The sequence below is a fragment of the Bacillus sp. PK3_68 genome (genome assembly GCF_003600835.1).
Taxonomy (GTDB): domain Bacteria; phylum Bacillota; class Bacilli; order Bacillales; family Domibacillaceae; genus Pseudobacillus.
On sequence record NZ_NQYC01000001.1, the window covers coordinates 1,770,264 to 1,796,322 of the forward strand.

The 26,059-nt window shown below is 41.9% G+C and carries 27 protein-coding genes, 2 pseudogenes and 2 riboswitches; of the genes and pseudogenes, 6 read left to right on the forward strand and 23 right to left on the reverse strand.

Going from position 1 to position 26,059, the window contains the following annotated elements; translation table 11 throughout:
• Nucleotides 1–263: 263 nt before the first annotated feature.
• From CJ483_RS09290 to CJ483_RS09335, 10 genes are all read right to left on the reverse strand, one after another.
• Nucleotides 264–425, reverse strand: coding sequence for a YuzK family famiily protein (locus CJ483_RS09290; RefSeq protein WP_182917009.1), 162 nt, complete (start codon nucleotides 423–425; stop codon nucleotides 264–266).
• Between the two features lie 255 nt (nucleotides 426–680).
• On the reverse strand, nucleotides 681–1,043 hold the full coding sequence (locus tag CJ483_RS09295) for a carboxymuconolactone decarboxylase family protein (RefSeq protein ID WP_120034266.1): 363 nt from the start codon (nucleotides 1,041–1,043) through the stop codon (nucleotides 681–683).
• 159 nt (nucleotides 1,044–1,202) lie between these two features.
• Nucleotides 1,203–2,048 (reverse strand): MetQ/NlpA family ABC transporter substrate-binding protein, encoded by an 846-nt coding sequence (locus tag CJ483_RS09300; protein WP_120034268.1) that lies wholly within the window; start codon nucleotides 2,046–2,048, stop codon nucleotides 1,203–1,205.
• A gap of 20 nt (nucleotides 2,049–2,068) precedes the next feature.
• Nucleotides 2,069–2,737, reverse strand: a complete 669-nt coding sequence (locus tag CJ483_RS09305; protein WP_120034269.1) for a methionine ABC transporter permease — start codon at nucleotides 2,735–2,737, stop codon at nucleotides 2,069–2,071.
• Nucleotides 2,730–3,755: a methionine ABC transporter ATP-binding protein gene (locus tag CJ483_RS09310; protein ID WP_120037895.1), complete on the reverse strand. Its 1,026-nt coding sequence runs from the start codon at nucleotides 3,753–3,755 to the stop codon at nucleotides 2,730–2,732. Before CJ483_RS09310 ends, CJ483_RS09305 begins: the two co-directional genes overlap by 8 nt.
• Before the next feature lie 86 nt (nucleotides 3,756–3,841).
• Nucleotides 3,842–3,956, reverse strand: a riboswitch (SAM riboswitch).
• A gap of 83 nt (nucleotides 3,957–4,039) precedes the next feature.
• Entirely contained in the window at nucleotides 4,040–4,381 is a 342-nt protein-coding gene (locus tag CJ483_RS09315; RefSeq protein ID WP_120034271.1) for a hypothetical protein, read from the reverse strand.
• A gap of 154 nt (nucleotides 4,382–4,535) precedes the next feature.
• Entirely contained in the window at nucleotides 4,536–4,838 is a 303-nt protein-coding gene (locus tag CJ483_RS09320; protein ID WP_259455598.1) for a thioredoxin family protein, read from the reverse strand.
• A gap of 1 nt (nucleotide 4,839) precedes the next feature.
• Nucleotides 4,840–5,190, reverse strand: a complete 351-nt coding sequence (locus CJ483_RS09325) for a toprim domain-containing protein (RefSeq protein ID WP_120034275.1) — start codon at nucleotides 5,188–5,190, stop codon at nucleotides 4,840–4,842.
• A gap of 111 nt (nucleotides 5,191–5,301) precedes the next feature.
• A complete protein-coding gene (gene gcvH, locus CJ483_RS09330; RefSeq protein WP_120034277.1) occupies nucleotides 5,302–5,685 on the reverse strand; it encodes a glycine cleavage system protein GcvH in 384 nt (127 codons plus the stop codon).
• Nucleotides 5,686–5,769: 84 nt separating this feature from the next.
• Nucleotides 5,770–6,126 (reverse strand): arsenate reductase family protein, encoded by a 357-nt coding sequence (locus CJ483_RS09335; RefSeq protein WP_120034280.1) that lies wholly within the window; start codon nucleotides 6,124–6,126, stop codon nucleotides 5,770–5,772.
• Nucleotides 6,127–6,342: 216 nt separating this feature from the next.
• On the opposite strand from CJ483_RS09335, the gene mgtE reads away from it, so the two are divergent.
• The gene (mgtE, locus tag CJ483_RS09340; protein ID WP_120034282.1) at nucleotides 6,343–7,692 is read left to right on the forward strand and encodes a magnesium transporter; all 1,350 of its coding nucleotides are present in this window, start codon (nucleotides 6,343–6,345) and stop codon (nucleotides 7,690–7,692) included.
• Nucleotides 7,693–7,764: 72 nt separating this feature from the next.
• On the opposite strand, the gene CJ483_RS09345 is transcribed toward mgtE, so the two are convergent.
• From CJ483_RS09345 to CJ483_RS09375, 6 genes are all read right to left on the reverse strand, one after another.
• Nucleotides 7,765–9,552 carry an acyl-CoA dehydrogenase family protein gene (locus CJ483_RS09345; protein ID WP_120034284.1) on the reverse strand — a complete coding sequence of 596 codons (1,788 nt, stop codon included), beginning with the start codon at nucleotides 9,550–9,552 and terminating at the stop codon, nucleotides 7,765–7,767.
• Nucleotides 9,553–9,587: 35 nt separating this feature from the next.
• Nucleotides 9,588–10,763, reverse strand: a complete 1,176-nt coding sequence (locus CJ483_RS09350) for an acetyl-CoA C-acetyltransferase (RefSeq protein WP_120034286.1) — start codon at nucleotides 10,761–10,763, stop codon at nucleotides 9,588–9,590.
• 46 nt (nucleotides 10,764–10,809) lie between these two features.
• Nucleotides 10,810–13,197: a 3-hydroxyacyl-CoA dehydrogenase/enoyl-CoA hydratase family protein gene (locus tag CJ483_RS09355; RefSeq protein WP_182917011.1), complete on the reverse strand. Its 2,388-nt coding sequence runs from the start codon at nucleotides 13,195–13,197 to the stop codon at nucleotides 10,810–10,812.
• Between the two features lie 1,065 nt (nucleotides 13,198–14,262).
• A complete protein-coding gene (locus CJ483_RS09365) occupies nucleotides 14,263–14,430 on the reverse strand; it encodes a serine protease (protein ID WP_120034292.1) in 168 nt (55 codons plus the stop codon).
• Between the two features lie 18 nt (nucleotides 14,431–14,448).
• Entirely contained in the window at nucleotides 14,449–16,233 is a 1,785-nt protein-coding gene (thiC, locus tag CJ483_RS09370) for a phosphomethylpyrimidine synthase ThiC (RefSeq protein ID WP_120034294.1), read from the reverse strand.
• Between the two features lie 147 nt (nucleotides 16,234–16,380).
• Nucleotides 16,381–16,495, reverse strand: a riboswitch (TPP riboswitch).
• A gap of 82 nt (nucleotides 16,496–16,577) precedes the next feature.
• Entirely contained in the window at nucleotides 16,578–17,720 is a 1,143-nt protein-coding gene (locus tag CJ483_RS09375) for a polysaccharide deacetylase family protein (protein WP_120034296.1), read from the reverse strand.
• A 178-nt stretch (nucleotides 17,721–17,898) separates the two neighbouring features.
• On the opposite strand from CJ483_RS09375, the gene CJ483_RS09380 reads away from it, so the two are divergent.
• From CJ483_RS09380 to CJ483_RS09390, 3 genes are read left to right on the forward strand one after another with little or no spacing between them, the layout of a single operon-like run.
• On the forward strand, nucleotides 17,899–18,114 hold the full coding sequence (locus CJ483_RS09380) for a DUF1659 domain-containing protein (protein WP_120034299.1): 216 nt from the start codon (nucleotides 17,899–17,901) through the stop codon (nucleotides 18,112–18,114).
• 16 nt (nucleotides 18,115–18,130) lie between these two features.
• Complete coding sequence (locus CJ483_RS09385; protein ID WP_120034301.1) at nucleotides 18,131–18,349, forward strand: DUF2922 domain-containing protein; 219 nt, start codon at nucleotides 18,131–18,133, stop codon at nucleotides 18,347–18,349.
• Between the two features lie 56 nt (nucleotides 18,350–18,405).
• A complete protein-coding gene (locus CJ483_RS09390; RefSeq protein ID WP_120034303.1) occupies nucleotides 18,406–18,543 on the forward strand; it encodes a YvrJ family protein in 138 nt (45 codons plus the stop codon).
• 90 nt (nucleotides 18,544–18,633) lie between these two features.
• Here CJ483_RS09390 and CJ483_RS09395 read toward each other — a convergent pair whose 3' ends face one another.
• Nucleotides 18,634–20,055: a potassium/proton antiporter gene (locus CJ483_RS09395; protein WP_120034305.1), complete on the reverse strand. Its 1,422-nt coding sequence runs from the start codon at nucleotides 20,053–20,055 to the stop codon at nucleotides 18,634–18,636.
• A gap of 270 nt (nucleotides 20,056–20,325) precedes the next feature.
• Here CJ483_RS09395 and CJ483_RS09400 point away from each other — a divergent pair.
• Together CJ483_RS09400 and gsiB are read left to right on the forward strand one after the other, a co-directional pair.
• A pseudogene (locus CJ483_RS09400) lies at nucleotides 20,326–20,526 on the forward strand (KGG domain-containing protein); the annotation flags it as partial.
• Nucleotides 20,527–20,621: 95 nt separating this feature from the next.
• Entirely contained in the window at nucleotides 20,622–21,023 is a 402-nt protein-coding gene (gsiB, locus tag CJ483_RS09405; protein WP_120034309.1) for a glucose starvation-inducible protein GsiB, read from the forward strand.
• A 162-nt stretch (nucleotides 21,024–21,185) separates the two neighbouring features.
• On the opposite strand, the gene CJ483_RS09410 is transcribed toward gsiB, so the two are convergent.
• The 6 genes and pseudogenes from CJ483_RS09410 to ribF all read right to left on the reverse strand — a co-directional run bounded on the left by CJ483_RS09410 (nucleotide 21,186) and on the right by ribF (nucleotide 26,056).
• A complete protein-coding gene (locus CJ483_RS09410) occupies nucleotides 21,186–22,766 on the reverse strand; it encodes a sodium:solute symporter family protein (protein WP_120034311.1) in 1,581 nt (526 codons plus the stop codon).
• A gap of 5 nt (nucleotides 22,767–22,771) precedes the next feature.
• Nucleotides 22,772–22,885, reverse strand: coding sequence for a symporter small accessory protein (locus CJ483_RS25480; protein WP_340852634.1), 114 nt, complete (start codon nucleotides 22,883–22,885; stop codon nucleotides 22,772–22,774).
• A 138-nt stretch (nucleotides 22,886–23,023) separates the two neighbouring features.
• Nucleotides 23,024–23,424 (reverse strand): annotated as a pseudogene (locus CJ483_RS09415) (5-carboxymethyl-2-hydroxymuconate Delta-isomerase).
• Between the two features lie 17 nt (nucleotides 23,425–23,441).
• Nucleotides 23,442–24,239: a fumarylacetoacetate hydrolase family protein gene (locus CJ483_RS09420; protein ID WP_120034313.1), complete on the reverse strand. Its 798-nt coding sequence runs from the start codon at nucleotides 24,237–24,239 to the stop codon at nucleotides 23,442–23,444.
• Complete coding sequence (locus CJ483_RS09425) at nucleotides 24,236–25,027, reverse strand: fumarylacetoacetate hydrolase family protein (protein WP_120034315.1); 792 nt, start codon at nucleotides 25,025–25,027, stop codon at nucleotides 24,236–24,238. Before CJ483_RS09425 ends, CJ483_RS09420 begins: the two co-directional genes overlap by 4 nt.
• Nucleotides 25,028–25,159: 132 nt before the next feature.
• A complete protein-coding gene (gene ribF, locus CJ483_RS09430) occupies nucleotides 25,160–26,056 on the reverse strand; it encodes a riboflavin biosynthesis protein RibF (protein ID WP_120034317.1) in 897 nt (298 codons plus the stop codon).
• Nucleotides 26,057–26,059 lie beyond the last annotated feature (3 nt).

Sequence of the window (26,059 nt, forward strand, 5' to 3'; positions counted from 1 at the left end):
GGGAGCCATTTTTCTTAGTTTCTCCCTTGTTTATTTATCTTATTTACAATAGATTTTCTTTTTGAATCATAGAAAAAGCCAGCATGTGTGCTGGCTTTCAGATGGTTGGCAAACTTCCGCGTTCTTTATTGCTATAGCAATTTCGCTCCTAGCGAGTCTTATGGCTTCAAAGACAGTCGTTTTCAATATTTGCGGTATTTTGTTTTGAACCTTCAAAGTCGGCTCATACGCTAAATTTGAAGGTTTACTTATATGCAATTTTATTATGAAAGATGGTTCGTAAATTTACGGTTGTGATCAGCAACCATTCGTCGGCTCTCCACATATTCCTCTTCACGTTGACGTTCAACATTCATTCTCACTTCATGATTTTGGCGGTACACCTCATATCCAACTCCACGGGATCCATGCATAGCTTTTTCCATACTGTCTGTGTACTGCAAATTCAGTGAGTTTAACGAGTTAATGGGGAATCAATCCTTTCGGTTTTTAGAATGAAATTTTCTTACAGGAACTATCGTAACAGTCTTTCCTTTTTTTCACAAAAGGCATATGAACTGCTCTTACCTGCTCACGCGTGATTTTGCGTGCTTCCTGTCTTTTATATAACCCCATTCTCAAAATTTAAACCATATCCTGCTTGATTCTTAATTTTCCGAAAGAGTCCCCATTCTGTCGTTTTAATGATTTACTTTTAATTCATCGATCGCTTCCTGTACAAGTGTTACTGCCTGGCTCATTGCCGCCCCACCTCCAAAAGCTGCGGCCACACCAAGCGATTCATAAATTTCCTGTTCACTGCACCCTTGATCCAAGCAGCCTTTCACATGATAAAGGATGCAATATTCATCTTGTGAATAGACGCTAATGCCGAGAGCGATCAGCTGCTTTTCTTTTTGGCCGATTTCTCCCTCCTTAAAACACTCTGCCGTAAATGCATTAAAATGACCAGCGAGCCCAGGCATTTTTTTTGTAAATGTGCCAAGCCCCTCTTTATATTCTAATAACGCTGCTTCTGTTGATGTTAAAACTTCTCTGTCCATAGGATAGCCTCCTCTGTTTTTATCTTTTTTAATATGCAGCAAGTAAAAAAGCTTTATTCAAATACAGAATAAGAAAAGATTTTCAGCCAAACAGAGAACTGGCCTTTACGATGAAAGATAAAAACACCTGCAAGGGACTCCTTGCAGGTGTTTTTATCTTTATTTGTTAACCGGTACGACTGCTCCGCCCCACTCTTTCAAAATAAAATCCTGAATTTCTTTTGAATGAAGGACTTCTACCAGCGCTTTGATTTTTTCTTTATCTTCATCGCCCTTGCGGACAGCAATAACGTTTACGTATGGTGAATCTTTGTCTTCAATAGCGATTGAATCCTTTAACGGATTTAAACCAGCATCGATTGCATAGTTAGAGTTAATGAGAACTGCATCGCCTTCTCCGTTGTTATAGGCCTGTGGAAGAAGAGCAGCTTCATAATTATAATCAAACTTCAAATCTTTTTTGTTCTCCGCGATATCTTCAACTGTCGCTTCCTCTTTCTTTACGCCGTCTTTTAATTTAATGAGTCCTTCTTTTTCAAGCATGGTTAAAATACGTCCATGGTCTGCAACCGAGCTGCTCATTAAAATAGTTGCCCCTTTTGGAAGTTCCTCAAGGGTTTTATATTTCTTAGAATATACACCGATCGGTTCAATATGAATGCCGCCAGCATTTACAAAATCATAGCCATGTTCTTTCTTTTGAGACTCAAGATAAGGGATATGCTGGAAATAGTTAGCATCCAAATCTCCCTCTTCTAAAGACTTGTTCGGTAATACATAATCTTGGAATGTTTCAACCTTCAGATCATAACCTTTTTTCTCAAGCAACGGCTTAGCTTCTTCTAAGATCACCGCGTGTGGTACGTTCGAAGCACCAACAACGATTTCCTTATCTTCTTTGCCGCCTTCTTTTGCTTTCTCATCTTTCTTATCATCTGAGCCGCCACAGGCAGCCAACGCAAACACAACTACTGCAGTTAACAAAGTAAGCAACCACTTTTTCATCTTTCTTCCCCTCCTAAAATTTATCTTTTATCTAACTTATTAGTAATAAGATCACCAATCAATTGAATCACAAACACAATGATTAAAATAATAATCGTAGCAACCAAAGTGACATCATTCCGGCTGCGCTGGAATCCATCCAGATAAGCAAGATTCCCCAGACCGCCAGCTCCAATCACACCTGCCATGGCCGTGTAGCCAACCAGAGCGATCGCTGTAACAGTAATCCCGGAAACAAGCGCTGGCATTGATTCAGGAAGCAGTACTTTAAAGATAATCGTACTCGTTTTTGCTCCCATTGCTCGCGCTGCCTCAATGACTCCTTTGTCAATTTCACGCAGGCCGATTTCAACCATGCGCGCATAGAAAGGAGCTGCCCCGATGATAAGGGCTGGCAGTGCCGCATTTTCACCGATCATTGTACCGATAAGTGCTTTTGTAAATGGAATTAATAAAACAATCAATATAATGAAGGGAATGGAACGAAAAATATTAACAAAAGCAGAGACAATGCTGTAAATTACTTTATTGCTCCATATATTTCCTTTAGCTGTCAAAAATAACAGCAGACCAAGGAGTATTCCCAAAATAAAGGTAGCCACCACGGATATACCCGTCATATAAAGGGTTTCATTTGTCGCTTCCCACATTTTTTCCCAATCAACATTAGGGAACCATTGTTCAAGCATGATGGATCACCTCCGAGCTGACTTCTTGCTTGTCGAGATAGGCCACTGCTTGTGCCACTTCCTCTGGTTCACCCGTTAAATGAACGAATAGTGAACCATACGCACCGTTTTGCGTCTGCGACACTTTCCCTTGGACGATATTTACCGCTATGTTAAATTGACGGATTAAATTCGTAATGATTGGCTGCTCTGCACTTTCACCAATAAAAGTAAGCTTGACTACCTTGCCATTTGGAAACTGTTCAAGCAAGTGCTCTATGGTTTCTTTTGATTCTTCTGGCTCGGTCACTTGTTGAACGAACCGCTTTGTAATTGGCTGCTCGGGCGATTTGAAAACGTTGAGCACCGAACCAAGTTCTACGACACGGCCTGCTTCCATTACTGCCACCCGATGGCAAATTTTCCGAATGACATGCATTTCATGAGTGATGAGCACAATTGTTAATCCAAGACGTTTATTAATATCAACAAGCAGATCTAAAATAGCATCCGTTGTTTGCGGATCAAGTGCTGAGGTAGCCTCGTCACACAACAGAACTTTCGGGTCATTTGCGAGCGCCCGCGCAATACCGACACGTTGCTTCTGTCCGCCGCTCAATTGTGAAGGATAAGCGTCTTCTCTTCCTTCCAAACCAACTAATTTAATCAACTCATCCACTTTCTTAAGGCGCTCTTCTTTCGACACACCCGCAATTTCTAGCGGAAAGGCAATGTTATCTCGCACCGTTCTTGACCAAAGAAGATTAAAGTGCTGGAAAATCATGCCGATCTCCTGGCGCGCCTGACGCAGCTCGCTTCCCCGGATTTTTGATATCTCCCGGTCCGCAACAACAACAGAGCCCGAAGACGGATTTTCAAGACCATTCAGCATCCGGATAAGTGTGCTTTTCCCAGCTCCACTGTAACCAATTACACCAAAAATCTCGCCTTTATCTATCGTTAAGTCAATATTATCTACTGCTGTCACTTTTCCATTTTTTGTGGAAAAGACTTTTTTTACATTTTTTATTGAAATCATGCGGCGGTTTTCCTCCATTCCACCCGAAAAAATAAAAAAACCTTTCTGCAAAATGAGCAGAAAGGTGTTCTTTAGTAGATTCCTTTCTCTCATCTCCCAAAGCAAAACGCTTTGTGTGAATTGGCACCTTTTCAACAAGCGCTCGCTGTTGACGGTTGCCGGGCTTCATCGGGCACATCCCTCCACCTCTCTTGATAAGAGCTGTATGCAATATGTTGTTCTTAATGGATTTGATTTTATCATTATTCTACGAAAATTGTCAATTATTCTTTAAAAAAATGTTTTTATGCTGTATCAAACTTTTCATAATAAGGGCGGCATAACCAAAGGAACGATTCAAACCAAAGCTTAACCCGGTAAAATCCTGACACCTCGACTGCCCCCATCGCTTCATACAAGCGCAGCTGACCCTGCCCCTCTAAGAGCGGTTCAAGCCCACCCCTCAACCGTAAATGCCAATGATCCGTGCTGCTATTTGAAAGCTGCATTCCCTGATGGCTGATCACGAGCAGCCAGCTCTCACTTTCTCCTACCAGCAGCACGTGTACAGGTTCGAGCGGGAGCAATGGCCAGATATGTGTTCTACCATGGCAAGCTGCCTGTACAGCTAACAATTTCTCTTTCATTTTATTTCCCCCTCTGTTCGCTTTAGCTTTACTTAATAACTTTCAAGCAGAGGAGGAAATCTCCTTTATTAATTACTCGACAAAGTGCGCACTCATTCGCATATTTCGTCAAACATGCCTATATAAAAAACTGCCTCCCTGTAGGAAGCAGCAATCATGTATATTGACTTAACTTCTCATATATATGAGGAACCGACTGAAAGGCATAAATCTTTTCCTTTAATTCCCCTTCTTTAAATATAAGCAGACATGGGACACTTTCAATCGCATGATGAATCGCAAAGCTCTCATGATAATTCACATCCATGCGGGCCCATATAAAGCCGTTGTCCACCTTCTCGACAACATCGACCATCTTTCCAGCTAATTGGCACGTTCCGCACAGCGGTGTATACGCATAGATGGCTACTAAATGATTCGTCCTGATTAATTGGTTTATATTTTGTTCCTTTTGCATTTCATCCATCCTTTTGTAAAAACTCCCCATGTACATCAATGTTGGCACTTAATAATACAGAAGCCAGATGGCGGTAAGGAGCAGTAGCGACTTCTTTATAGACACGGTCAATGTATAAATGGTGAGCTTCGGGAAATTCACGGATAAATTGCTGACGCAGCTTTTCCCCGGCGCGGTCTGCATCAACAAGGATATATACATCTTGTCCTTCCAAGCTTTCAATTAACTCATCCAGCCGGCTCAGTCCGATTGTTCCATTCGTACAAATGATGTCCACCGGCTCATTTACAATTTCTTGTACTTTCTTCCGATCCGAAGCCCCTTCTACAACGATTGTTTTTTCTGTACGCATGAATATCCCTCCACCGTCTGAATATCTTGCCTCACAGTTTAATTGTCCTTTATTTAGTAAGAAATTGCAAAAGAACACTCCCTAAACCGGAAGTGTCCTTTTCTCATTTCATTAATCTTCTTGTGTCATTTCATCATACTGTTCAGCTGTCATTAAGTTATCCAGCTGCGCAGTATCAGATAATTCGACAACGATCATCCATGCTTTTTCATATGGTGATTCGTTAACGAATTCAGGATTATCATCAAGCTCTTCATTTACTTCAACAACTTTTCCGCTGACAGGAGCATATAGCTCGGAAACTGTTTTTACAGATTCAACACTACCAAATGGTTCGTCAGCTGTGATTTCATCTCCTACAGATGGAAGCTCAACGAACACGATGTCGCCAAGTTCTGATTGCGCAAAATGCGTAATACCGATACGGACGGTATCCCCTTCTGTTTTTACCCATTCATGCTCTTCTGAATAACGTAATTCTTTCGGTGTGCTCATATAAATCCCTCCATTACCTGATTTCAATTAAAACTTTACTTATTATAAAGGCATAAAGCAAGAAAAATAAGCTTTACGCACACTTTACAACCATTGTTTTTCAAATTCTTCCTCTTTAAACCCAACAGTCACTTTGTCACCATCAGTAGTAAGAGGGCGCTTAATAAGCATGCCATCGGAAGCGAGCAATTCCAGTAATTCCTCGTCGGAAGCGGTGCTTACTTTGTCCTTTAATCCAAGCTCGCGATACTTTTTGCCACTCGTATTAAAAAACTTTTTCAATTCAAGTCCACTTTTTTTATATAAGTCTTTCAATTCTTCCTTGGAAGGCGGATGTTCCACAATATGTATTTCCCGAAAATCAACATTATGTTCTTCCAGCCATTTCTTTGCATTGCGGCATGTTCCGCACTTCGGATACCAGTAAAATGTTAATGTCACTCTTCAATCAGCCTCCTATTTACACAGTGCTCGGCTTTAAAATATTTTCGCCACCGTTTTCAATTCTCCTGCTCTATTAATTAAAATATACCTGCTTTTTTAATAAAAGACAAAGTTTCAGCTATTCTTCCCTTCCATAACCAATATCCAAAATTACTCAAAAATGGTTTTTAAATTCCTTTATAGGGAATAGCGTTGATGACGGAGGTGTTGATCATGAAAAAAATACAAGACGATACACTGTTCGTTATTGAAAAGCTGAAAGCAGAAAAATATCAAGAGATCAATGACATGTTCACGAGCAAGAAACCTTATGACTTAGCCGCTATTTTTCAAAACCTTCCCGAAAAGCATCGAGCTTCTATGCTAGAACATCTTAATGAAGCTTCTATCGCCAGTATGATACAAAAGTTTAATCAGCTGAAGCAACTTGAGTTGCTGGGAAAAATCGGTCCTGCCAAAGCAAATAAAGTTCTCTCCCTTCTGGACACCGATGTATTGTCTTCTCTTTTACTTCACTTCCCAAAAGCCGATCTTGATAGTTTCTTATCGGAGATAAATGATAGTGAAGCCAAATATTTAAAACGAATGATGAGCTATGAGCGAAACACGGCAGGCAGTATGATGACAAACCGGTACCTCGCTGTGCATCTAGAGGATACCGTTGCCGATGCAGTAGAAAAAGCACGTGTTCATGCTATGTACTCTGAAACGCTTTTCATTATTTACGTGCTTGATGAAAAAGAAAAGCTGGCTGGTACAGTCTCTTATCGAGATCTTGTCATTGCTCAGCCGGATGATTTGGTAAAAGACATTATGTTGAAGCAGATTATTTCCGTTCCCTACACAGCGAAGAGAGCAGAGATCAACAAGCTACTCAAGCGATATGATTTCAGCGCAATTCCTGTAGTGGACGAGAAAGAGAGACTGCTTGGGGTTATTACCTTTGATGATATGATGCAGATTGTTATTCAGGAAACGAACGAAGATATTGGTAAATTATCAGCTGTGGATAAAGAAATTGACTTTGACACAAAGCCGCTGACAGCTGCCAAACGCCGATTGCCCTGGCTGATTGCTCTTTTATTTATCGGTCTTGTCTCGGGAAGCATCATCTCGAAATTTGAAGGAACGCTTGAAAAAGTAGTAGCGCTTGCTTTTTTTATGCCGCTTATTGCTGGGATGACCGGCAATACTGGCACCCAGTCTCTAGCAGTAGTCGTACGCGGTCTGACAGAGCAGGAAATCAACGTGAAGGTAGTCACCCGTCTAATCCTTCGAGAATTTCGCGTCAGCTTAATCATCGGCATAACATGCGGTCTGCTCATTTCTCTTATTGCATTTATTTGGCAGGGAAATATATACTTAGGAATCGTCGTTGGAAGCTCGCTTCTACTCACCCTTATTCTCGGAACGCTTGCTGGAACGATCGTTCCACTCATACTCTACAAGTGCAACCTTGACCCTGCTGTTGCTTCAGGTCCGCTTATTACTACGGTCAACGACATCTTCTCGCTCGTGGTCTATTTCTCTATTGCTTCTTTTTTCTTAAGTCAATTAGTTTAGCTATCTTTCAACAAGCTTTATATTCAAACAAAAAGTGCCTGGAAAGTTATATTTCCAGGCACTTTCTCTTAATTAAACAGTATACTTTTCCACTTCAATCAAGCGATCAGCTGCTTCACGTTTCTTAGCGATTACGTTAATGGGAGTGTATCTCGTTAATTTTCTTAAAACAGAGGTCATCATGCGCAGCGTGTCGCCCTCTTCCACAGCAACAAGTGTTTCTTTAGCATCAGCTTCAATTTGATTGAAGGCTTCTTGACAAAAGATTTGGGTATATAACAGTTTTTGCTTTGCTTTTTCCTCTCCAACTTTGGCAATTGCTTTTTCTGTGCGAAGAACGACGGACTCCATCGCGTAAATATTGTTAACAATGTCAGCAATATTAGCGAGCACTTCCTGTTCTTTTTCAAGCGCTTTTCCATACTTTTGAACAGCTAGACCGGCTGCAAGCAAGCCTATCTTTTTTGCATTCTTCACTAAATACTTTTCTTGTTCAAGCGCTTCTGTACCGACTTCTTCCGGCATCAGCATCATGACTTCATTTTGCAGCTCCTGTGCTTTTTCAAACAATGGCAATTCACCCTTGAACGCCTTGCGCACGTATGTCCCCGGTACAAGCAGACGATTGATTTCATTTGTTCCCTCGAAAATACGGTTAATTCGGGAGTCGCGGTACATCCTCGCAATTTCATACTCTTCCATAAAGCCGTAGCCACCGTGAATTTGTACGCCTTCATCTACTACATAATCAAGCATTTCCGAGCCAAAAAATTTACCGAGTGAGCATTCAATGGCATATTCAGCGATAGAAGCAGCGACTGACAAGCCATCTTTTTGCTCTTCTTCCGAAAGCTGGCTCATTCGGTCTTCAAAGTAACCGACTGTACGGTAAATGGCACTTTCACTTGCATAAATTTTAGACGCCATATTAGCAAACTTTTCCTTAATCAAATTGAAAGAGGAAATCGGTGTTTTAAACTGCTGGCGCCCATTCGCATACTTTAATGAGATGTCCAATGCCCGTTTAGCACTACCCACGGCTCCAACACCTAGTTTGTAGCGACCAATATTTAAAATGTTAAAGGCGATGACATGACCTCTTCCCACTTCTCCAAGCAGATTCTCTTTTGGTACCTCTGCATCCTGGAGGATAAGTGTGCGTGTGGAGGAACTTTTAATTCCCATCTTATCTTCTTCCGCTCCTGTGGATACACCAGGAAACTCCTTTTCTACAATGAAGGCAGAGAATTTATCTCCATCAATTTTTGCATAGACAACGAATACATCAGCAAAAGCCGAGTTCGTAATCCATTGCTTCTCTCCATTTAATATATAATGGGTGCCGGCTTCGTTTAATTTTGCTGTTGTTTTTGCTCCAAGCGCATCGGAACCCGAACCCGGCTCTGTCAATGCGTAAGCAGCAATTTTCTCTCCAGTAGCTAAAGTCGGCAAGTACTTTTGCTTTTGCTCTTCGTTGCCGAACAGCACAATCGGCAACGAACCAATGCCAACATGGGCTCCATGAGTAATGGAAAAGCCTCCGGCAGCCGCCATTTTTTCAGCAATTAAAGCTGAACTGACTTTATCAAGATTCAATCCGCCGTACTCCTCAGGAACGTCAGCACTCAACAGTCCCAGTTCTCCAGCTTCCCGGAGTAACTTTACAGAACGATCAAATTCATGCTTCTCCAAATAAGGAACTTGCGGCATAACACTGTTATTTACATATTCTTCGGTTGTTTTGGCGATCATTTTTTGCTCATCAGAAAAGTCTTCGGGTGTAAATACTTGATCATATGTTACATCTTCAATTAAGAACGCTCCACCTTTAACTGCCTGTCTTTCTGTTTGTTTTGCCATCTATAATTCCTCCCATTCCCTTTTATTCGTTTTATTCACAATAGCTCAAATACGCCAGCTGCTCCCATTCCTCCGCCAATGCACATAGACACCATACCGAATTGTTCGCTGCGGCGTTTCATTTCATGCAGCAGCGTCAGCGTCAGTTTCGCCCCTGAGCAACCGAGAGGATGTCCGAGAGCAATCGCTCCACCGTTGACATTTACCTTGTCTTCCTCAAGGCCAAGTTCCCTTATGACTTGGATGGATTGTGAAGCAAACGCTTCATTCAATTCAATTAACCCAATGTCAGACAGACTAAGACCAGCAAGCTTCAATGCTTTCGGAATAGCTACCACCGGGCCAACTCCCATGATTTCCGGAGGAACGCCCCCTACAGCAAATGATCGGAACTTCGCCATCGGCTTTAATCCAAGCGCTTCCGCTTTTTCTCTTTCCATGACCATTACTGCTGCTGCTCCGTCGCTTGTTTGCGAAGAGTTTCCAGCTGTTACTGTGCCACCTGCTGCAAATGCCGGCCGCAATTTGGAAAGCACCTCCATGTTCGTTCCCGGACGCACCCCTTCATCCTTTGTAAAATGGACCTTCTTTTCGACCGGTTTGTGATTCGGTCCGATTTCTCGAATCGTGACTTCCACGGGCACCGTTTCATCTGCAAATTTCCCGCCTGCAATGGCTTGTGCGGCCCGCTGATGACTCCGAACGGCAAACGCATCCTGCTCCTCGCGTGTAATACCATATTTTTTGGCAACCTCTTCTGCTGTATGCCCCATGCTCATATAGTATTCCGGCATTTCTTCTGCAATGCGGAGATTCGGACGGACAACATGCCCCATGACCGGCACAAGGCTCATTGATTCTGCTCCTCCAGCAATAATCGTTTCTGCCTGGCCAATCATGATCCGTTCCGCAGCATAAGCAATTGCCTGCAATCCGGAGGAGCAATAACGGTTAATAGTTACGGCTGGTACGTTATACGAAAGACCAGCAAGTGCGCCAATATTTCGCGCCATATTCAGTCCCTGCTCTGCTTCTGGCATGGAACACCCTATGATTAAGTCATCGATTTCCCCTTCGTAGTTCCCTGCGCGCTTCACTGTCTCTCTCACCGCAAGCGCTCCCAAATCATCTGGGCGGACTGTGGCGAGCGTGCCTTTTTTCGCACGCCCGACCGGTGTTCTAGCACCGGCAACGATTACCGCTTCTTTCATCAGCTTTCTCCCCCTCACTTTTTTATCTATTGGAATAAGAATCTAGTTAATTGCGCAGCGGTTTGCCTTTAACGAGCATATGCTGCATGCGCTGTTGTGATTTTGGCTCAGCAATTAAACTGAGGAACGCCTCCCGTTCAAGGTCAAGCAAATATTCTTCATCCACTTCCGTTCCAAACGGCAGCTTTCCTCCGGCAATAACATACGCTAATTTTGAAGCGATTTTAAAATCATGCTCTGAAATAAAGCCTGATTTTAGCATGGATCGTGCACCTAAAAGTAAGGCTGCATACCCCGTTTCCCCTACAACAGGAACTTTCTTTCTCTTTGGCGCTCGATAGCCAGCTTCATAAAGGTACAAAGCCGCCTGTTTTGCATCATATAGCAGGTGGTCACTGTTGATACTGATTCCGTCTGCTTCCGATAAGAAATTATTCTCTCTTGCTTCTGCTGCCGAAGTCGACGTTTTAGCCATGGCAATCGTTTCAAATACCTTGTTAGCCACTGCCTGCAGGTCAATCTGTACACCATTCGCCATCTGCTCTAAATGCTTTAAATAGAGCTCCTTGTTTCCGCCGCCACCCGGGATAAGCCCGACACCGACTTCTACAAGACCTATATAAGTCTCCGAACTTGCTTGAATATGCGCAGCCGGCAAACAAACTTCTGCACCGCCGCCAAGTGTCATCGAGAATGGAGCAGCAACGACCGGTTTGCTCGAATATTTCACTTTCATCATTGCTTGCTGGAAGCCTTTTACGACCATATCTACTTCCCAGAGGTTATCATCCTGTACCTCCAGCAAAATCATAGCTAAATTAGCGCCGACGCAGAAATTTTTCCCTTGGTTTCCAATGACAAGCCCTTTGTAATTTCTTTCTGTTTCATCAACCGCGTAATTAATCATTTGAACGATATCCGCGCCAATCGCATTGTTCGGTGAATGAAACTCAAGCAAAACAATGCCGTCCCCAATATCAATCAAACTCGCCCCGCTGTTCTTTTTAAGAACTTTTCCTTGTTTCTTCAGCTTTTTTAAATCAATTACTTTCTCGCTGACAGAAACTTTTTGATACCCGCCGTTATGATAAAAATACACCTCTCCATTTTCCTCTTTATAGAAAGAAGAATGGCCGGCTTCCATCATGTCTTTCACCCAAAGCGGAATTTCGAAGCCCTCTGCCTCCATTTTTCCCAAAGAAGATGGCAGGCCAATCGCATCCCATATTTCAAACGGTCCTTGCTCCCAGCCGAATCCCCATTTCATTGCCTGATCGATCGAGACAATGTCATCGGCAATTTCGCCAGTGAGGCGAGCCGAATAAATCAGCACCGGTGCGATGATCTTCCATAAAAAATTTCCAGCTTTGTCATCACTGTAGATGAGCGTCTTCCATTTTGCCGATAATCCTTTTTGCTGCTTCGCCAATTCGATTGAAGCCGCTTTCATTTTCTTACGTTCACTGTATTCCATTGTTGTCGGATTAAGCTCCAGAATGTTTTTCCCTTCCTTTTTAAAGAAGCCTTGGCCGCTCTTTGCGCCAATCCAACCGTTATCGCGCATCTTCTCCATAAATTCCGGTACATCAAATACTTGTTTTTCTTCTCCTTCTACTTGCTCGTAAACATTGTTGGCCACATGAATAAACGTATCAAGCCCCACTACATCAAGCGTGCGAAACGTGGCACTTTTCGGCCGGCCAATTAATGGCCCGGTAATGGAATCTACTTCACCGGCAGAAAGTCCGGAATTTGTCATTTCCTGAACCGTTTTCAGCAATCCGTATGTTCCAATACGATTGGCAATAAAGTTTGGCGTATCCTTGGCGACTACTACTCCTTTACCGAGAGTATCCTCACCAAACGTCTTCATATATTGGAGTACTTCTTGATCGGTATCTTTCGTTGGAATGATTTCGAGCAGCTTTAAGTAACGTGGCGGATTAAAAAAGTGGGTACCGAGAAAGTGACGGCGGAATTCTTCTGAACGCCCTTCCGCCATCGCCTCGATGGATATTCCTGACGTATTCGAGCTGACAATGCTGCCGGGCTTTCTATATTTTTCTATCGTTTCAAACACTTGTTTTTTTACATTTAAGTTTTCTACCACTACTTCAATGATCCAATCAACATCTTTTAGTTGTTCTAAATCATCCTCTAGATTTCCCGCTGTAATATATTGAATGTTGTTCTTCGATGTGAGCGGAGCAGGCTTTTGCTTTAGCAGCTTTTTCAAAGCATTGGCAGCGAATTTATTTCTGATTTCTTTATCGTTAATTGTAAAACCTTTCGCTTCCTCTTCTTTTGTGAGCTCGCGCGGAATAATATCTAATAATAAAGTCGGGATACCGATATTCGCCAAATGAGCAGCAATTCCTGAACCCATTACGCCTGAACCTAAAACGGCAGCCTTTTGAATGTGCTGAACCAACATAATTCCCCCTTCACATCTTTGAATGAATGCTCATTCATTATTTCTATTACTAATATAACCCAACCTTTCATTTGGTGCAACGAATAAAGAAGAAAAAATTGAAATTTTCAAACTTCATTTGATTTCTTTCGCAAAATGGATGCCTCTCTTCCTCCTTTAAAAACTAGATTATATAAATATTGACCTAAATTCCTACTATTTTTATGTTGTAAAATTGTTAAAGAACTCATATAAAATATCCTATCAGCTTACTTACATCGCCTTAAGGACATATGCTATTTTTTCTGCATTTAGCTGTATGGTTTTTCTTCATTTTAGTAAAAGGACGTAAACCTTTAACTTTGCTCCAATTCAATTTACTCCTTTAATTGAAAGCTGTTAGACAGAGCACTTTCTCAGAATACAAATAAAAGACTGCCTTCAGTCCACTACCTTGAAGACAATCTTCACTTCACACACTTTATTCCAATGTTCATTTATATACATGCTCAACCATCATAATTAATTAGCGAAGTACCTGATTATTTGGAACCCTCTGTCTCATCCCAACTAGCAAAAAGCGAGTATCTTCATCGTCCTTCCTCCATAATCGTTACATTAAAAACAGGAGGGTCAAGGTAGCGGCTCAATAATCGGTTAGCCAGTCAAAAGATTCAAGGTTAGTGAGAAAATATTGCAAGGGGTTAGACTTCTATGAGCAAGGTGATTGGTTTAATACTATAAGGAAACGTGTCTGCTAACAAGAATGATCCTAATCGCGCGCTCTCCACATAACTCCTCGCCTAAGTTTTTTTAGTCTCTCTGTTTATCCTGTCCCTTGCTGCTCAGAAGGGTGGTCCATTCTCATTGATTTTGAAAATCATTATCAATTATAGTTGACATTCATTCTCAATTAAAATATGATAAATACATGAACAGTTTACTTGTCCCGTTGCTGTTCTCTCATCAGAAAGAATAATATGCACAGCGGCTGTGCGAATGCCCACCCGCACAGCCCCCTTAATGCATTCTTTACCTCTCTTTTTTATAAAAACGGCCGCGAGAATCTTCTCGCGGCCGTTCACTTTAATAATATAAAACATTCACTTTTTTACATTTGGCACAAGTTTCATAATACTGATTACCTCTATAATGATGGTCACAATTTTGCTGAATGAGCCTTAAACGATTTTGTAGAAGGACCAGCTTTGCTTTTAATTGATCAATTTCCCGTTCAATTTTATGGACAGTCATCTGCATTTCTCCTCCCGCTCACTGGTATATACTGCTGCCGGCTTGCTTGAACTCCTTCGCCTTTTGCTCCATCCCCTTTTCAAATGCTTCATCTGTATTTATTTCATTTTCCTTAGCATAATTGCGAATATCTTGAGAAATCCTCATGCTGCAAAACTTCGGGCCGCACATTGAACAGAAATGAGCAGTTTTTGCGCCCTCCGCCGGCAAGGTTTCATCGTGATATTCCAGCGCACGTTCCGGATCTAAGGACAGGTTAAACTGATCTCTCCAGCGAAATTCAAATCGTGCTTTTGACAGCGCGTTATCCCTCTTATGAGCTCCGGGGTGCCCTTTCGCCAAATCGGCAGCATGAGCAGCAATTTTGTAAGTCACTACCCCAGTGCGTACATCATCCCGATTGGGCAACCCTAAATGCTCTTTCGGTGTGACATAGCAAAGCATCGCTGTGCCGTACCAGCCGATCATCGCAGCTCCAATTGCAGAGGTAATATGGTCATAGCCTGGGGCAATGTCCGTTGTTAGCGGACCCAGTGTGTAGAAAGGGGCTTCCTGGCAAACTTCAAGCTGCTTATCCATATTCTCTTTAATAAGGTGCATGGGCACATGGCCGGGTCCTTCTATCATTACTTGCACATCGTGTTCCCATGCAATTTTAGTCAACTCCCCGAGTGTTTCCAACTCAGCAAATTGTGCCTCATCATTGGCATCAGCAATGGAGCCGGGACGCAGTCCATCTCCTAAAGAGAAAGAAATATCATAGGCTTTCATAATTTCACAGATTTCTTCAAAGTGAGTATATAAAAAATTTTCCTGATGATGATAGAGACACCATTGAGCCATGATTGAACCACCGCGTGAGACAATCCCAGTCATGCGCTTAGCTGTTAATGGCACATAGCGGAGAAGCACTCCAGCATGAATAGTAAAGTAATCTACCCCTTGTTCCGCCTGTTCAATCAATGTATCACGATACACTTCCCAAGTAAGAGCTTCTGCTACACCGTTCACTTTCTCAAGCGCCTGATAAATAGGGACAGTCCCCACTGGAACGGGTGAGTTACGGATAATCCATTCACGGGTCGTATGAATATTCTTTCCTGTCGACAAATCCATAATAGTATCCGCTCCCCAGCGTGTTGCCCATGTCATTTTTTCTACTTCCTCTTCGATTGACGAGGAAACAGCTGAATTGCCGATGTTTGCATTAATCTTTACATGAAAATTGCGCCCAATAATCATCGGTTCAATTTCCGGGTGATTGATATTAGCTGGAATGATTGCTCTTCCTCTCGCTACTTCCTCGCGGACAAACTCAGGTGACATGTTTTCTCTGATTGCAATGAATTCCATTTCGGGTGTAATTATTCCCTTTTTTGCATAATGAAGCTGCGTAATGTTCTTTCCCTTTTTTGCACGCAGTGGCTGGCGCTTTAACCTAGGGAATAGATGATGATTGGTTCGGGGATCGTTTTTCTCTTTATAGCCATTGTCTTCAGGTTTTATCTCTCTTCCTTCATACGCCTCTACATCATTGCGTTCATTAATCCACGGACTGCGAATAGTCGGCAATCCTTTTGTAATATCAAGCGTGTAATGAGGGTCTGTATAAGGACCGCTCGTATCATATACACGCACGGGCGGATTTTCTTCCTCACCAAACGTACCAGTTGTTGGAGTGAGGTTGATTTCACGCATGGGAACTTTTAAATCAGGACGAGAACCTTCAATATAAACTTTCTTACTACCCGAGAAACTGGACATAATGGAAATGTTTTTTTCACTTAATGAGGATGTGGACATAAAAAAATCTCTCCTTTTCAACGGATTAATCGTTTAAGGACGAGATGCAGGGCATAGCATGTGGAAAAGCTCACTCATGTACATAAAAAAGCCGGTGTCCAATCAATGGATGGACCCGGCTAATATGTATGCAGAAGTAATCATAATAAATAACTGTTTTAACTTCCCCACGCTGGTATGAACCAGATCAGGTCCCAAGAGTCAAGAAACTTCATCGCGTTCCTTTCTCAGCCCAGCTCATTGGACTCCCCTAGTTATAACTATTTAATTTGACTCCATTATACATAGAGCTGCTATAAAAGTAAATATGTTTATTCAGAAAATTCCACCGTTTTATCAACTGATTACAGTCTTCCGTCCTTCCAGAAATTCTGGGTTACATGGGCAGAGGGATTGTAAGCTTTCAGCTCATATCCTTCCTTCTTTAAATAAACTAGGATTTGCGGAAGCATTTCTGCAGTGATCTTCTTCTCATGCAGTAAAATGACAACATTCTGATCGCCCTTCTTCTTTTGCAATTTAATTCCCGCTTGAATATTTTGCAAAATACGCGCTTTCGAAGATGTGTTATATTTCCAGTCCTCACTGTCTATATCCCAATCCCACAACCGATAGCCTTTTTTAACTAAAGCATCACGGAATGGCTGTTTTAGATAAGGGGAACTTCCAAACGGAGCCCTAACCAAAACAGAGGACTGGCCAGTCACTTTCTTTAATGTCTGATTTGTTTTTTCCATTTCGTTTATAAAGTTTTGTGGCGACTTATAAAGCGGGTTCACTTTATGGGTTACGCTGTGAAGGGCAAGGTAATGCCCTTCTGCTGCAGCTTTTTTCGCCGCAGCCCCATACCTTGAAATATTGGGTTCAATATAGAAAAATGTTGCTTTCACTTGCTGGGAAGCAAGGGTTTTTAAAATGCTGGCTGATTGAGCACTTGGACCATCATCAAACGTTACATAAGCGACTGGCTTTTTAGCTGGCGGCGGACTTTTCAATCGATCAAAAAACGGTTGATTAGCCACTAAAAACTCTTCGTTGGACAACTTTGATCCAGCCTTCGTATAGAGGCGTACTGTTTTATGCTCACTCAAGTAATCTGCCTGGAAACCAAACTGCTCTGCAATCCAGCGAATTCCAATATAAAACTTGCCATTTTCAGTGTAAGTAACTGCAGGGGCCACAGCTTTCCCGTCGAGCAAGGCTTCCTTCGTTTTGATGTTTACTTTCAGCTGCTGGCCATTTTTTTCAAAGATATAAACTCCTTCTTTTTCCTTGATGGTTTCTTTTATATATAAATAGCGTGATAGTTTTTCTGATGGAGCAACTGCCTGACCATTGATGATAAAGGCTTCTCCTGTTGTAAACGGCAGCATTTTATCATGGAGCCCTATGTAAATGTTCTTCTTCTCGGCCGCATGAGTCGGCATTCCCCCTGCACAAATAAACAGCAGTAGGAAGCTGCACATGATTATTAATCTTCTCTTCATCTCTCTTACCCCTTTTTTCCCTCTAAATTTTATCTATTTATCTATTTTTCACCATTATAATACATATTTTTCACTTATGTTACAAAAATATTAAAAATATTACTTATTAAATTTTATGCAGGAGGGTATCCTTTATCACTCTTTTTCTGTATGTAGGAAGTGAAAGGAGGTGATCAGCATGGCACAAGCAATATTGATGAAGTCCACGTTAAGTCTCGTCTTTGATCACGGGTTAAATGATGAAGGAAAACCAATTCACAAAACAAAAACTTTTGCCAATGTGAATGAAATGGCAACGGCAACTGAATTAGAAACAGCTGGCACAGCGATTGCTACTTTAACTGATAAACCAGTTGTCACAATTGCAAGGAATGATTATTTTGAAATCAATTAACAGGAGGAAATAAAAAATGGCTAAAGTTCTTCAGTTGCAATTTGCTACTCAGTTAGATAAAACTGCGACCTTGTCGATTGAAAACCCTAAAGAACCGATTGACCCATTGGTCGTAAAACAAGCCATGACCGCAATCATTCAGTCAAACGTATTTAACTCGACTTCCGGAGCTTTGACAGGCATCAAAGGGGCTCATGTTATCGATCGCAGCGTGACACCTATTCCCATTAACTAGCAAGCAGAAGGAAAGCCGGTTTCTCGGCTTTCCTCCTCTTCATAGGAGGATAAAAAATGGAGACACTCATGCCTTTTATTCAGGAAGTTGGCTTTCCGATTGCCGTCACCTTTTATTTACTTTATAGAATCGAAATAAAACTGGACGGTGTAATCCAATCTATTCAGAACTTGCCTGAAAGAATGCGTAACTAAAATAAGAGAGGATCACTTGTATACACGTGATCCTCTCTTATGTGAGCTGTTCGCTTTTTTGCTCTTCCTTTCTTTTCATCATCACTTTTTTCAATTCATTTTCTGCTCTTTCTTCACTAACACGTAAAGCACATCTTCAGGAAAAAGCTTCGTTGACCCTTCCGGAGTAATAAGCTGGTCGCCCCGTATAACAGCGGTAATTAACGTTTTAGGCGGCAAATCAACTTCATGAATGCGCTTATTGGCTGCAGCTGATTCTTCCAAAATGCGCACTTCTACCATCTCGCTGTTCGTCTTGCCAATGGATATAAGTTCCAAACTGTGAGGCGATTCAGTTTTTTTCCCTGTCCGGGTCACACCGAACAATTCAGCGGCTTTAGAAATGCTCGCTCCCTGAATCACTGTGGACAAAAGAACAACGAAAAAGACCACATTAAACATAAGCTGTCCATGTTCAAGTCCCTCCACGAGCGGATATGTCCCTAAAATAATCGGGACCGCTCCTTTTAAACCTGCCCATGAAATAAAAAGCTTTTCCCTGACGTTCATTTTCGAAAACAATAAGCTGACAAATACTCCAACTGGACGCGCAACAATCATCAAGAAAACAGCTAATATAATGCCCTGCCAAGCGACATCAAGCAGCTCACTCGGGAAAACAAGGAGGCCCAAAATCATAAACATCACCATTTGCATCATCCACGCCAACCCTTCATTAAAACCAAGAATAGAGTGGCGATAAGTTAAGTCGGCGTTTCCTATAACGATGGCCATCACATAGACTGCTAGAAATCCGCTTGCATTCATGATCGTAACGACACTGAAGGCAAAAATAGATAAGGCAATAGATAAAACCGGATAAAGACCGGATGAATCGAGGTTGATCTTATTAATAATCCAAACGGAAGCTATACCGAACAAAATACCGAAGAAAAGTCCAAGCCCCATTTGCCAAAAAAAGCTCAAAACGAGGGTAAGAGGATCGAATGAAGGAGATTGAATTACTTGAATAAGACTGATCGTTAAAAAGATGGCCATTGGATCATTGGAGGCCGACTCTGCTTCGAGCACAGTTGCCAGTTTCCGTTTAACATTCTTGTTTCCAAGCACACTAAAAACAGCTGCTGCATCAGTCGAGCCAACGATCGCACCAACAAGAATGCCTTCTGCCCAAGTTAGATCAAGTACAAACTTAGCAGCAATGCCGACAGTGAGAGTGGTAACAATTACTCCAATAGTGGCAAGTGACAAGGACGGCTTGTAAACTGGCTTTACACTTTCCCACTTTGTCTGCAGGCCACCTTCAAATAAAATAATGACCAATGCAACGGTTGCTAGTAATTGGGCAAGCCAGGCATTGTCGAAGAAGACAAATTGATTTAATACCATACCCGCAGCGATAAACAGGACGAGCGACGGCAAGCCAAGCCTTGTAGAAAACTTAGCGCTTATAACACCAACTAACAATAATATAGAAAACAATAAAACAATGTTTTCTATTGTAAAATTCATCGCACTCTCCTTTCTAGAAAATAATGTCTCTTCTATTCTATAACACGCGGAGAGCTTTTCCCAAATAAATGGCTTCCTCCTATTTAAAGCGCGACAGATCATTTCCTTCTTCTCTCTAATATCTTCTCATACAGTTAAAGGAAATAAATACTTTTATCTAAGAAAAAAGTTGGGGTTTTTACTTTTTATATAATTATATGGTTTTAAATACTTTAAAGCGGATATATAACAAGCGTACACCAAATATTCCATTTAAGGAGAGGATACAAAATGGCAGAAAACAAAGATAAAAAAATGACTGTAGAAGAAGCTGGCCGTAAAGGCGGAGAAGCTACTGCCCGCAATCACGACAAAGAATTTTATCAGGAAATTGGCCGCAAGGGCGGAGAAGCTACTGCCGAAAATCATGGAAAAGAATTTTATGAAGAAATTGGTGAAAAAGGCGGAAATGCTCGCGCTGAGCAAAGAGAATCTAACGAATAAAAATATAAAAATAAATGTTTAATAACCTTATAAAAAGGTAATAAAAACCATATGATTCATTAAATTAAAAGGAGATGTATAAAATGGCAAAAAACAACAATGAAAACAACGACAAAAAAATGACTGTGGAAGAAGCTGGCCGCAAAGGCGGAGAAGCCACTTCTGAAAACCATGACAAGGACTTCTACCAAGAAATCGGCCGCAAAGGCGGAGAAGCTACTGCTGAAAATCATGACAAAGAATTCTATCAAGAAATTGGCCGCAAAGGTGGAGAAGCTACTGCTGAAAATCATGACAAGGACTTCTACCAAGAAATCGGCCGCAAAGGCGGAGAAGCCACTTCTGAAAATCATGACAAAGACTTCTACCAAGAAATTGGCCGCAAAGGCGGAGAAGCCACTTCTGAAAACCATGATAAAGATTTCTACGAAGAAATCGGTGAAAAAGGCGGAAATGCTCGCGCAAAACAACGTGACAATGATTAATTAATTCCACTCAACAAAAAGGACCTTTGATAAGGGCCTTTTTGTTGAGTGAAAAGAATGTCTAGATCATCAATGAAAGTCTTATTTTTCGCAGTCTGACGAGAAACACAGAAAGTGAATGTTTGCCAAAAGTCTTAATCCCATCCCTCTAGAGTGACGGCATCACACCGCCTTCTCCTTCTGTTGCTGTTCTTCCTTCTCTAGTTTATCTTTCGTAAGCAAACTTACAAAGATAAAGACAACAGTAGATAATGGCAGTGCATAAAACAATGGATCAACATGTGTCATTGGATAAGCAAACAATGTATCTTTTCCAAATAAAGCTTTTGATAACCCAAGGACAACAGCCTCCTTTTCGTGCAGGAACATAAACCCTAAGATGCTAACTGTAAATCCAACAATCATGCTGGCCTTAGCTCCTGCTCTCGTCGACCGCTTCCAGAAAAACGCCCCAATCATAACCGGGAGAAATCCAGCCGCACAAATGCCGAACCAAAAAGCTGTCGCCTGTGCGATGACCCCTTCAGGCAATACATAAGACAAAGCAACTGCCGCCACAATACCGATAAGCACACCGATACGGGAAGCATCCATTCCTAAAAACGATTGAATACCAAAGCTTTTCAAGATATCTTGCCCAAAAGCAGATCCCTGCAAATGAATAAGAGAACTGATAGTTGAAATAGCAGCCGACAATAAGGTAAGCGTGAATAAATAGACGAACCATTCCGGCATTAAATGATTAATTAACGCGGGAATCACGAGATCTACATTTCCCTTAGCTACCTCTATGGAAAGCTTTCCTACATGCTCCTGAAAATACAAATTACTGATCGGACCGAGCATAAAAGCAGCACCTGTCATAAAGAAAATGAAGATTCCACCAACGATCACCGAACGATACAGTGCCTGATTGTTTTTGACTGTCATAAATCGCATAACAAGCTGCGGCTGAGCTAGTACACCGATCCCGACTCCCATAACGATCGTGCTGACTAACGTCCACCAAATAGGAGAACCTAATTCCGGCATGGAGGTCCATCCGCGATGCCCTTGCTCTACTAAAGACTGAGGAACAAGATTCTTCATTGCCGTTAATCCAGCATGTCCGTCAATCACACCTCCCACTGCTTTATAGCCCATAAACAGAAAGATAGCCATACCGACAAACATGACAACCGCTGCAAAGGCATCGGTATACATAACAGCTTTAATTCCACCGCTTAGTACATAAAAGCCGACAATGACAGCTAATACTAACAGTGCAACATTATAATTCATTGAAAGAGTTTCCTGAAGAAAGCGTCCTCCGCCTACAAGGACAATACTCGTATAAGCAGGCATTAATACAAAAATTATGATTCCAGAAAATACAGTAATAAACTTCGATTGATAGCGCTTTCCTAAAAGCTCAGCAAATGTGTATGCTTCCAGCTTTTCCGAAAGTTTTCGAATGCGTGTCCCAAAAAAGACAAAAGAAATAAAGACCCCAAAAACAATGTTTAGAAAACAAAGCCATAATAGTCCAAATCCATATAATGAGGCCACACCGCCAAAACCAATAAGAGAAGAGGTGCTGATAAAGGTAGCTCCATAAGAAAGCGCCATGACTGTAGGATTGATTCCTCGTCCACCCACTAAATAATCAGCTTCTGACTTTGTTGTTTTATAACCGTAATAGGCAAGTGCCGACATAATACCCAAGTAAAGTAAAAGGATAGGAATTAATATAGTAAAATTCATTTATTTCATTCTCCTTCCCCGCGATTCCACATGACTGCTCCAAACACAACACAGCCAATCATCGATAAAATGGTGCCAATCCAGGCAAAAGCAATTATTGGATCTTCCATGCCAAACATGATGAATTCCTCCTTTTATTTTTCTGTTTAAACAAAGAAAAGACTCATAACTAAAGTTTGTTATGGGACAAGCTTTAGTTATAAGCTAAAGGATAACCGTGCTATTAACCCTCTCAATGCAACTTTCATTTTCGTATTCTATTTTTCTGAGGTTGTTTTCTTATAACGGGCGTGTATATTGTTCTGCTTGTACGTGCCAGCCTCGCTAAATTCCACTAGCTCCATTGAGAGAGCCAAATAACGTTTAGCAAAAAGATCAGCAAAGTGATTCTTCATAATAGCAAACAATTCATCGCAAACCGCTTTTTTCACCGGTTCTGGGCGGCCAGCGCCGATTTTCAGTGCAGCATGGACAAATGCATCGTCCTCTGTGCCATCGGCAATGAAATAATCATGCAATTCAATCGCCCGGGAGCGAATCCCCCGACTGGGAATACATCGTCATGAGAAATAAGCGATTGATTGATTTTTTTTAGCAAGGCTGGAATATCTGCCTCTGCTTTTATATTATCTGTATACTCGATAATAAAGTGTGGCATAGAAGTTCCCCCCTTTTTTACATCGTCTGTTTGGATGTTACTTTCGCAGAAGCGGTGCGAATGCCAAATGTCTCATCTCCTACAATAGTATTAACAAGGCGGCCAATGCCTTCTATTTCTGTAATGACCTCGTCGCCAACTTTCGTATCCACCGATCCTTTCGGTGTGCCTGTTAAAATGATATCTCCCTCGTTGAGCGTCATAAAGCTACTTAAATATTCGATCAAATAAGGAATATCGAAGACCATATCTTTCGTGTTACCTTCTTGAGTGAGCTCTCCATTGACATATGTTCTTAATGTTAGGTTCATCGGATCCGGAACAGCTTCTTTTTCAACGAACCAGGGGCCGATTGGTGTACATGTATCCCTGTTTTTCACACGCAGATTGGGACGATAGTAATTCTCCAGGTAATCACGAATGGCGTAGTCATTAGCAACGGTATAGCCTGATACATAATCATACGCCTCTTCTCGTTTCACATTGCGTGCTGGACGGCCAATCACAACAGCCAACTCACATTCATAGTGCATATACTCTACATCTCCTGGACGTCGTGTCTGTCCACAGTGGCCAATGAATGTGTTTGGACCCTTCAAAAAAACAAGAGGTTCTTCCGGTGCTTTAAAGGACAACTCTGCAGCATGATCAGCATAATTGAGGCCAAGAGCAAAAACGGTCCGCGGTTCAACTGGCGGCAGCCATACGACCTCTTCCTTCTTAACCATTCGGCCGTCATTCAGCTGCAAACGGCCCTCATCTTTCTCTACAGCTTCGTGAATCGCTCCTGCATAAGCAACTTTTGCCCGCTTCATTTTAAGCCCCCCTCTGCTAATTCTTGTTCAGGCACAATCGTATTTTCGAGCGCGCCCACTCCCTCTACCTCAATGCGAACAACATCGCCAGCTTTGGCAAGTGGTGCCTTTTCAGGAATGCCTACAAGCAGGATATCTCCAGCATGCAACGTCATAAAATCGGTTACGTCTGCCAATAACCTGGCTATTGGACGAATTAAATTTGCTGTTGTGTTTTCTTGGCGCAATTCTCCATTAATATATACACGGGTATGTATCTGATCAGGATTTGGCACATCTTCACGCTTGATGATCCAGGGACCGATCGGGCAAAACCCGTCACGTGCTTTTTGTCTAATAGCTGGACGATAAACACTTTCGTGTGGAATACTGACATCATTGACTACCGTATAGCCAGCTACATAATCGAATGCTTCTTCTTCACTCACTCGTGTAGCTGTACGGCCAATGACTAATCCCATTGAGGCTCCGATTTCAAGTGCTTCGATGCCTTCTGGAAGTGGAACCGGCCGTTTATGGCTATTGATTGTATTTGCCGGTTTAATGTAAAGAATCGGGGCTTTAGGAGACGCTTTGTAAGGGGCCTCATTGACCGCCTCCCCCAGCGCTTCCAAGGCTCCTTTGTAGTTTAAGAGCGTGCCATATACAGTACCGGAAACCGGTGCATCTACAACCAGCTGATCAAAGTTAAAAGACTGGCCTTCCTTCTCCACCACACCTTCCATCAGCTTCACATTGATTTCATCTGATTGCAGCGTGCCATGAAATTTCACCTTTGCTGTTACCATCTCTTTTCCACTCCTTTGACAATAGGTATAACTACTTTTATGCTCTTGTTCTCAAAGAAATCCAGACAGGGTGAAAGGGGAGACATTTGGCTGCTCCCCTTCTTTCCTTTTTATTTGTTAACAAAGCAGCAGTTAAATGACCATGTCCTCTCTTTGAATATAATCATTCACTTCGGCTGTTTCTTTTTGTTTGCCAAACATATATTTTAGCCATTTGATGTTTACTTTTTTTCCATAGGTGTCTGCAAAACATTCTTTTAGCTGGATAAGCAAGAATGGTTGGCGGCCTATAACGGTCATTTGGTGGCAAATGCCTTCATACGACCGGCCCTCGATTTCTGCTTCTACACGATAAACACCGAGCTTCGGCAGGCGGTAATCTTGATTAATATCCACTTTTATAAATTGATGGTTCTTGTAAAATAGAGAGTTTTGCTTCACTTTTCCTCTCACCTCATAAGACTGACCAAGCAAGTCAGAAGCCTTCTCTACTTTTCCAGTAGCCAACAATTCACGCACGGCAGTAGAGCTGATTTTTTCAGCTTGCTGCTCAATCTTTTGGACGGTTGTTACCTCGAATTTTCCGTATCCTGCCTCAGTGAGTGTCTTCATGTTGCCTTTCCCTTTATGGCCATAATGGTAATCGAATCCAGCGACCACATGTTTACAGTGAAGATTCACAATATAATGCTCAATAAAGTCTTCAGGGGACAGCTTTGCAAATTCAGGAGTAAACTTCACAATGAATAATTGATCCACACCAATCTCCTGGAAACGCTCTTCTTTTACCGGCAGTGGCGTCAAGTATGTCATTGGCTCCCGCTCAGGAAAGAGGATATCTTTCGGATGGGGATAAAAGGTCATAACATTGAATTGATAGCCTTTTTTTCTTGCCGCCGATCTTGCCGCTTCAAGAATGCCGCGATGTCCAATATGGACTCCGTCGAAAAAACCGAGCGCCAGCACACAAGGAGTTGATCCGGCTGTTGTTGGGATTTGGTTTGGATGTTCAATGTGAATCGTTTCCATTAG

What these genes read in the sequence shown, in the direction of transcription:
- CJ483_RS09290 (WP_182917009.1), bottom strand. Translation starts at nt 425, where the DNA reads ATGGAAAAAGCTATGCATGGATCCCGTGGAGTTGGATATGAGGTGTAC.
- CJ483_RS09295 (WP_120034266.1), bottom strand. Translation starts at nt 1,043, where the DNA reads ATGGACAGAGAAGTTTTAACATCAACAGAAGCAGCGTTATTAGAATAT.
- CJ483_RS09300 (WP_120034268.1), bottom strand. Translation starts at nt 2,048, where the DNA reads ATGAAAAAGTGGTTGCTTACTTTGTTAACTGCAGTAGTTGTGTTTGCG.
- CJ483_RS09305 (WP_120034269.1), bottom strand. Translation starts at nt 2,737, where the DNA reads ATGCTTGAACAATGGTTCCCTAATGTTGATTGGGAAAAAATGTGGGAA.
- CJ483_RS09310 (WP_120037895.1), bottom strand. Translation starts at nt 3,755, where the DNA reads ATGATTTCAATAAAAAATGTAAAAAAAGTCTTTTCCACAAAAAATGGA.
- CJ483_RS09315 (WP_120034271.1), bottom strand. Translation starts at nt 4,381, where the DNA reads ATGAAAGAGAAATTGTTAGCTGTACAGGCAGCTTGCCATGGTAGAACA.
- CJ483_RS09320 (WP_259455598.1), bottom strand. Translation starts at nt 4,838, where the DNA reads ATGCAAAAGGAACAAAATATAAACCAATTAATCAGGACGAATCATTTA.
- CJ483_RS09325 (WP_120034275.1), bottom strand. Translation starts at nt 5,190, where the DNA reads ATGCGTACAGAAAAAACAATCGTTGTAGAAGGGGCTTCGGATCGGAAG.
- gcvH (WP_120034277.1), bottom strand. Translation starts at nt 5,685, where the DNA reads ATGAGCACACCGAAAGAATTACGTTATTCAGAAGAGCATGAATGGGTA.
- mgtE (WP_120034282.1), top strand. Translation starts at nt 6,343, where the DNA reads ATGAAAAAAATACAAGACGATACACTGTTCGTTATTGAAAAGCTGAAA.
- CJ483_RS09345 (WP_120034284.1), bottom strand. Translation starts at nt 9,552, where the DNA reads ATGGCAAAACAAACAGAAAGACAGGCAGTTAAAGGTGGAGCGTTCTTA.
- CJ483_RS09350 (WP_120034286.1), bottom strand. Translation starts at nt 10,763, where the DNA reads ATGAAAGAAGCGGTAATCGTTGCCGGTGCTAGAACACCGGTCGGGCGT.
- CJ483_RS09355 (WP_182917011.1), bottom strand. Translation starts at nt 13,197, where the DNA reads ATGTTGGTTCAGCACATTCAAAAGGCTGCCGTTTTAGGTTCAGGCGTA.
- CJ483_RS09365 (WP_120034292.1), bottom strand. Translation starts at nt 14,430, where the DNA reads ATGACTGTCCATAAAATTGAACGGGAAATTGATCAATTAAAAGCAAAG.
- thiC (WP_120034294.1), bottom strand. Translation starts at nt 16,233, where the DNA reads ATGTCCACATCCTCATTAAGTGAAAAAAACATTTCCATTATGTCCAGT.
- CJ483_RS09375 (WP_120034296.1), bottom strand. Translation starts at nt 17,720, where the DNA reads ATGAAGAGAAGATTAATAATCATGTGCAGCTTCCTACTGCTGTTTATT.
- CJ483_RS09380 (WP_120034299.1), top strand. Translation starts at nt 17,899, where the DNA reads ATGGCACAAGCAATATTGATGAAGTCCACGTTAAGTCTCGTCTTTGAT.
- CJ483_RS09385 (WP_120034301.1), top strand. Translation starts at nt 18,131, where the DNA reads ATGGCTAAAGTTCTTCAGTTGCAATTTGCTACTCAGTTAGATAAAACT.
- CJ483_RS09390 (WP_120034303.1), top strand. Translation starts at nt 18,406, where the DNA reads ATGGAGACACTCATGCCTTTTATTCAGGAAGTTGGCTTTCCGATTGCC.
- CJ483_RS09395 (WP_120034305.1), bottom strand. Translation starts at nt 20,055, where the DNA reads ATGAATTTTACAATAGAAAACATTGTTTTATTGTTTTCTATATTATTG.
- gsiB (WP_120034309.1), top strand. Translation starts at nt 20,622, where the DNA reads ATGGCAAAAAACAACAATGAAAACAACGACAAAAAAATGACTGTGGAA.
- CJ483_RS09410 (WP_120034311.1), bottom strand. Translation starts at nt 22,766, where the DNA reads ATGAATTTTACTATATTAATTCCTATCCTTTTACTTTACTTGGGTATT.
- CJ483_RS25480 (WP_340852634.1), bottom strand. Translation starts at nt 22,885, where the DNA reads ATGTTTGGCATGGAAGATCCAATAATTGCTTTTGCCTGGATTGGCACC.
- CJ483_RS09420 (WP_120034313.1), bottom strand. Translation starts at nt 24,239, where the DNA reads ATGAAGCGGGCAAAAGTTGCTTATGCAGGAGCGATTCACGAAGCTGTA.
- CJ483_RS09425 (WP_120034315.1), bottom strand. Translation starts at nt 25,027, where the DNA reads ATGGTAACAGCAAAGGTGAAATTTCATGGCACGCTGCAATCAGATGAA.
- ribF (WP_120034317.1), bottom strand. Translation starts at nt 26,056, where the DNA reads ATGGAAACGATTCACATTGAACATCCAAACCAAATCCCAACAACAGCC.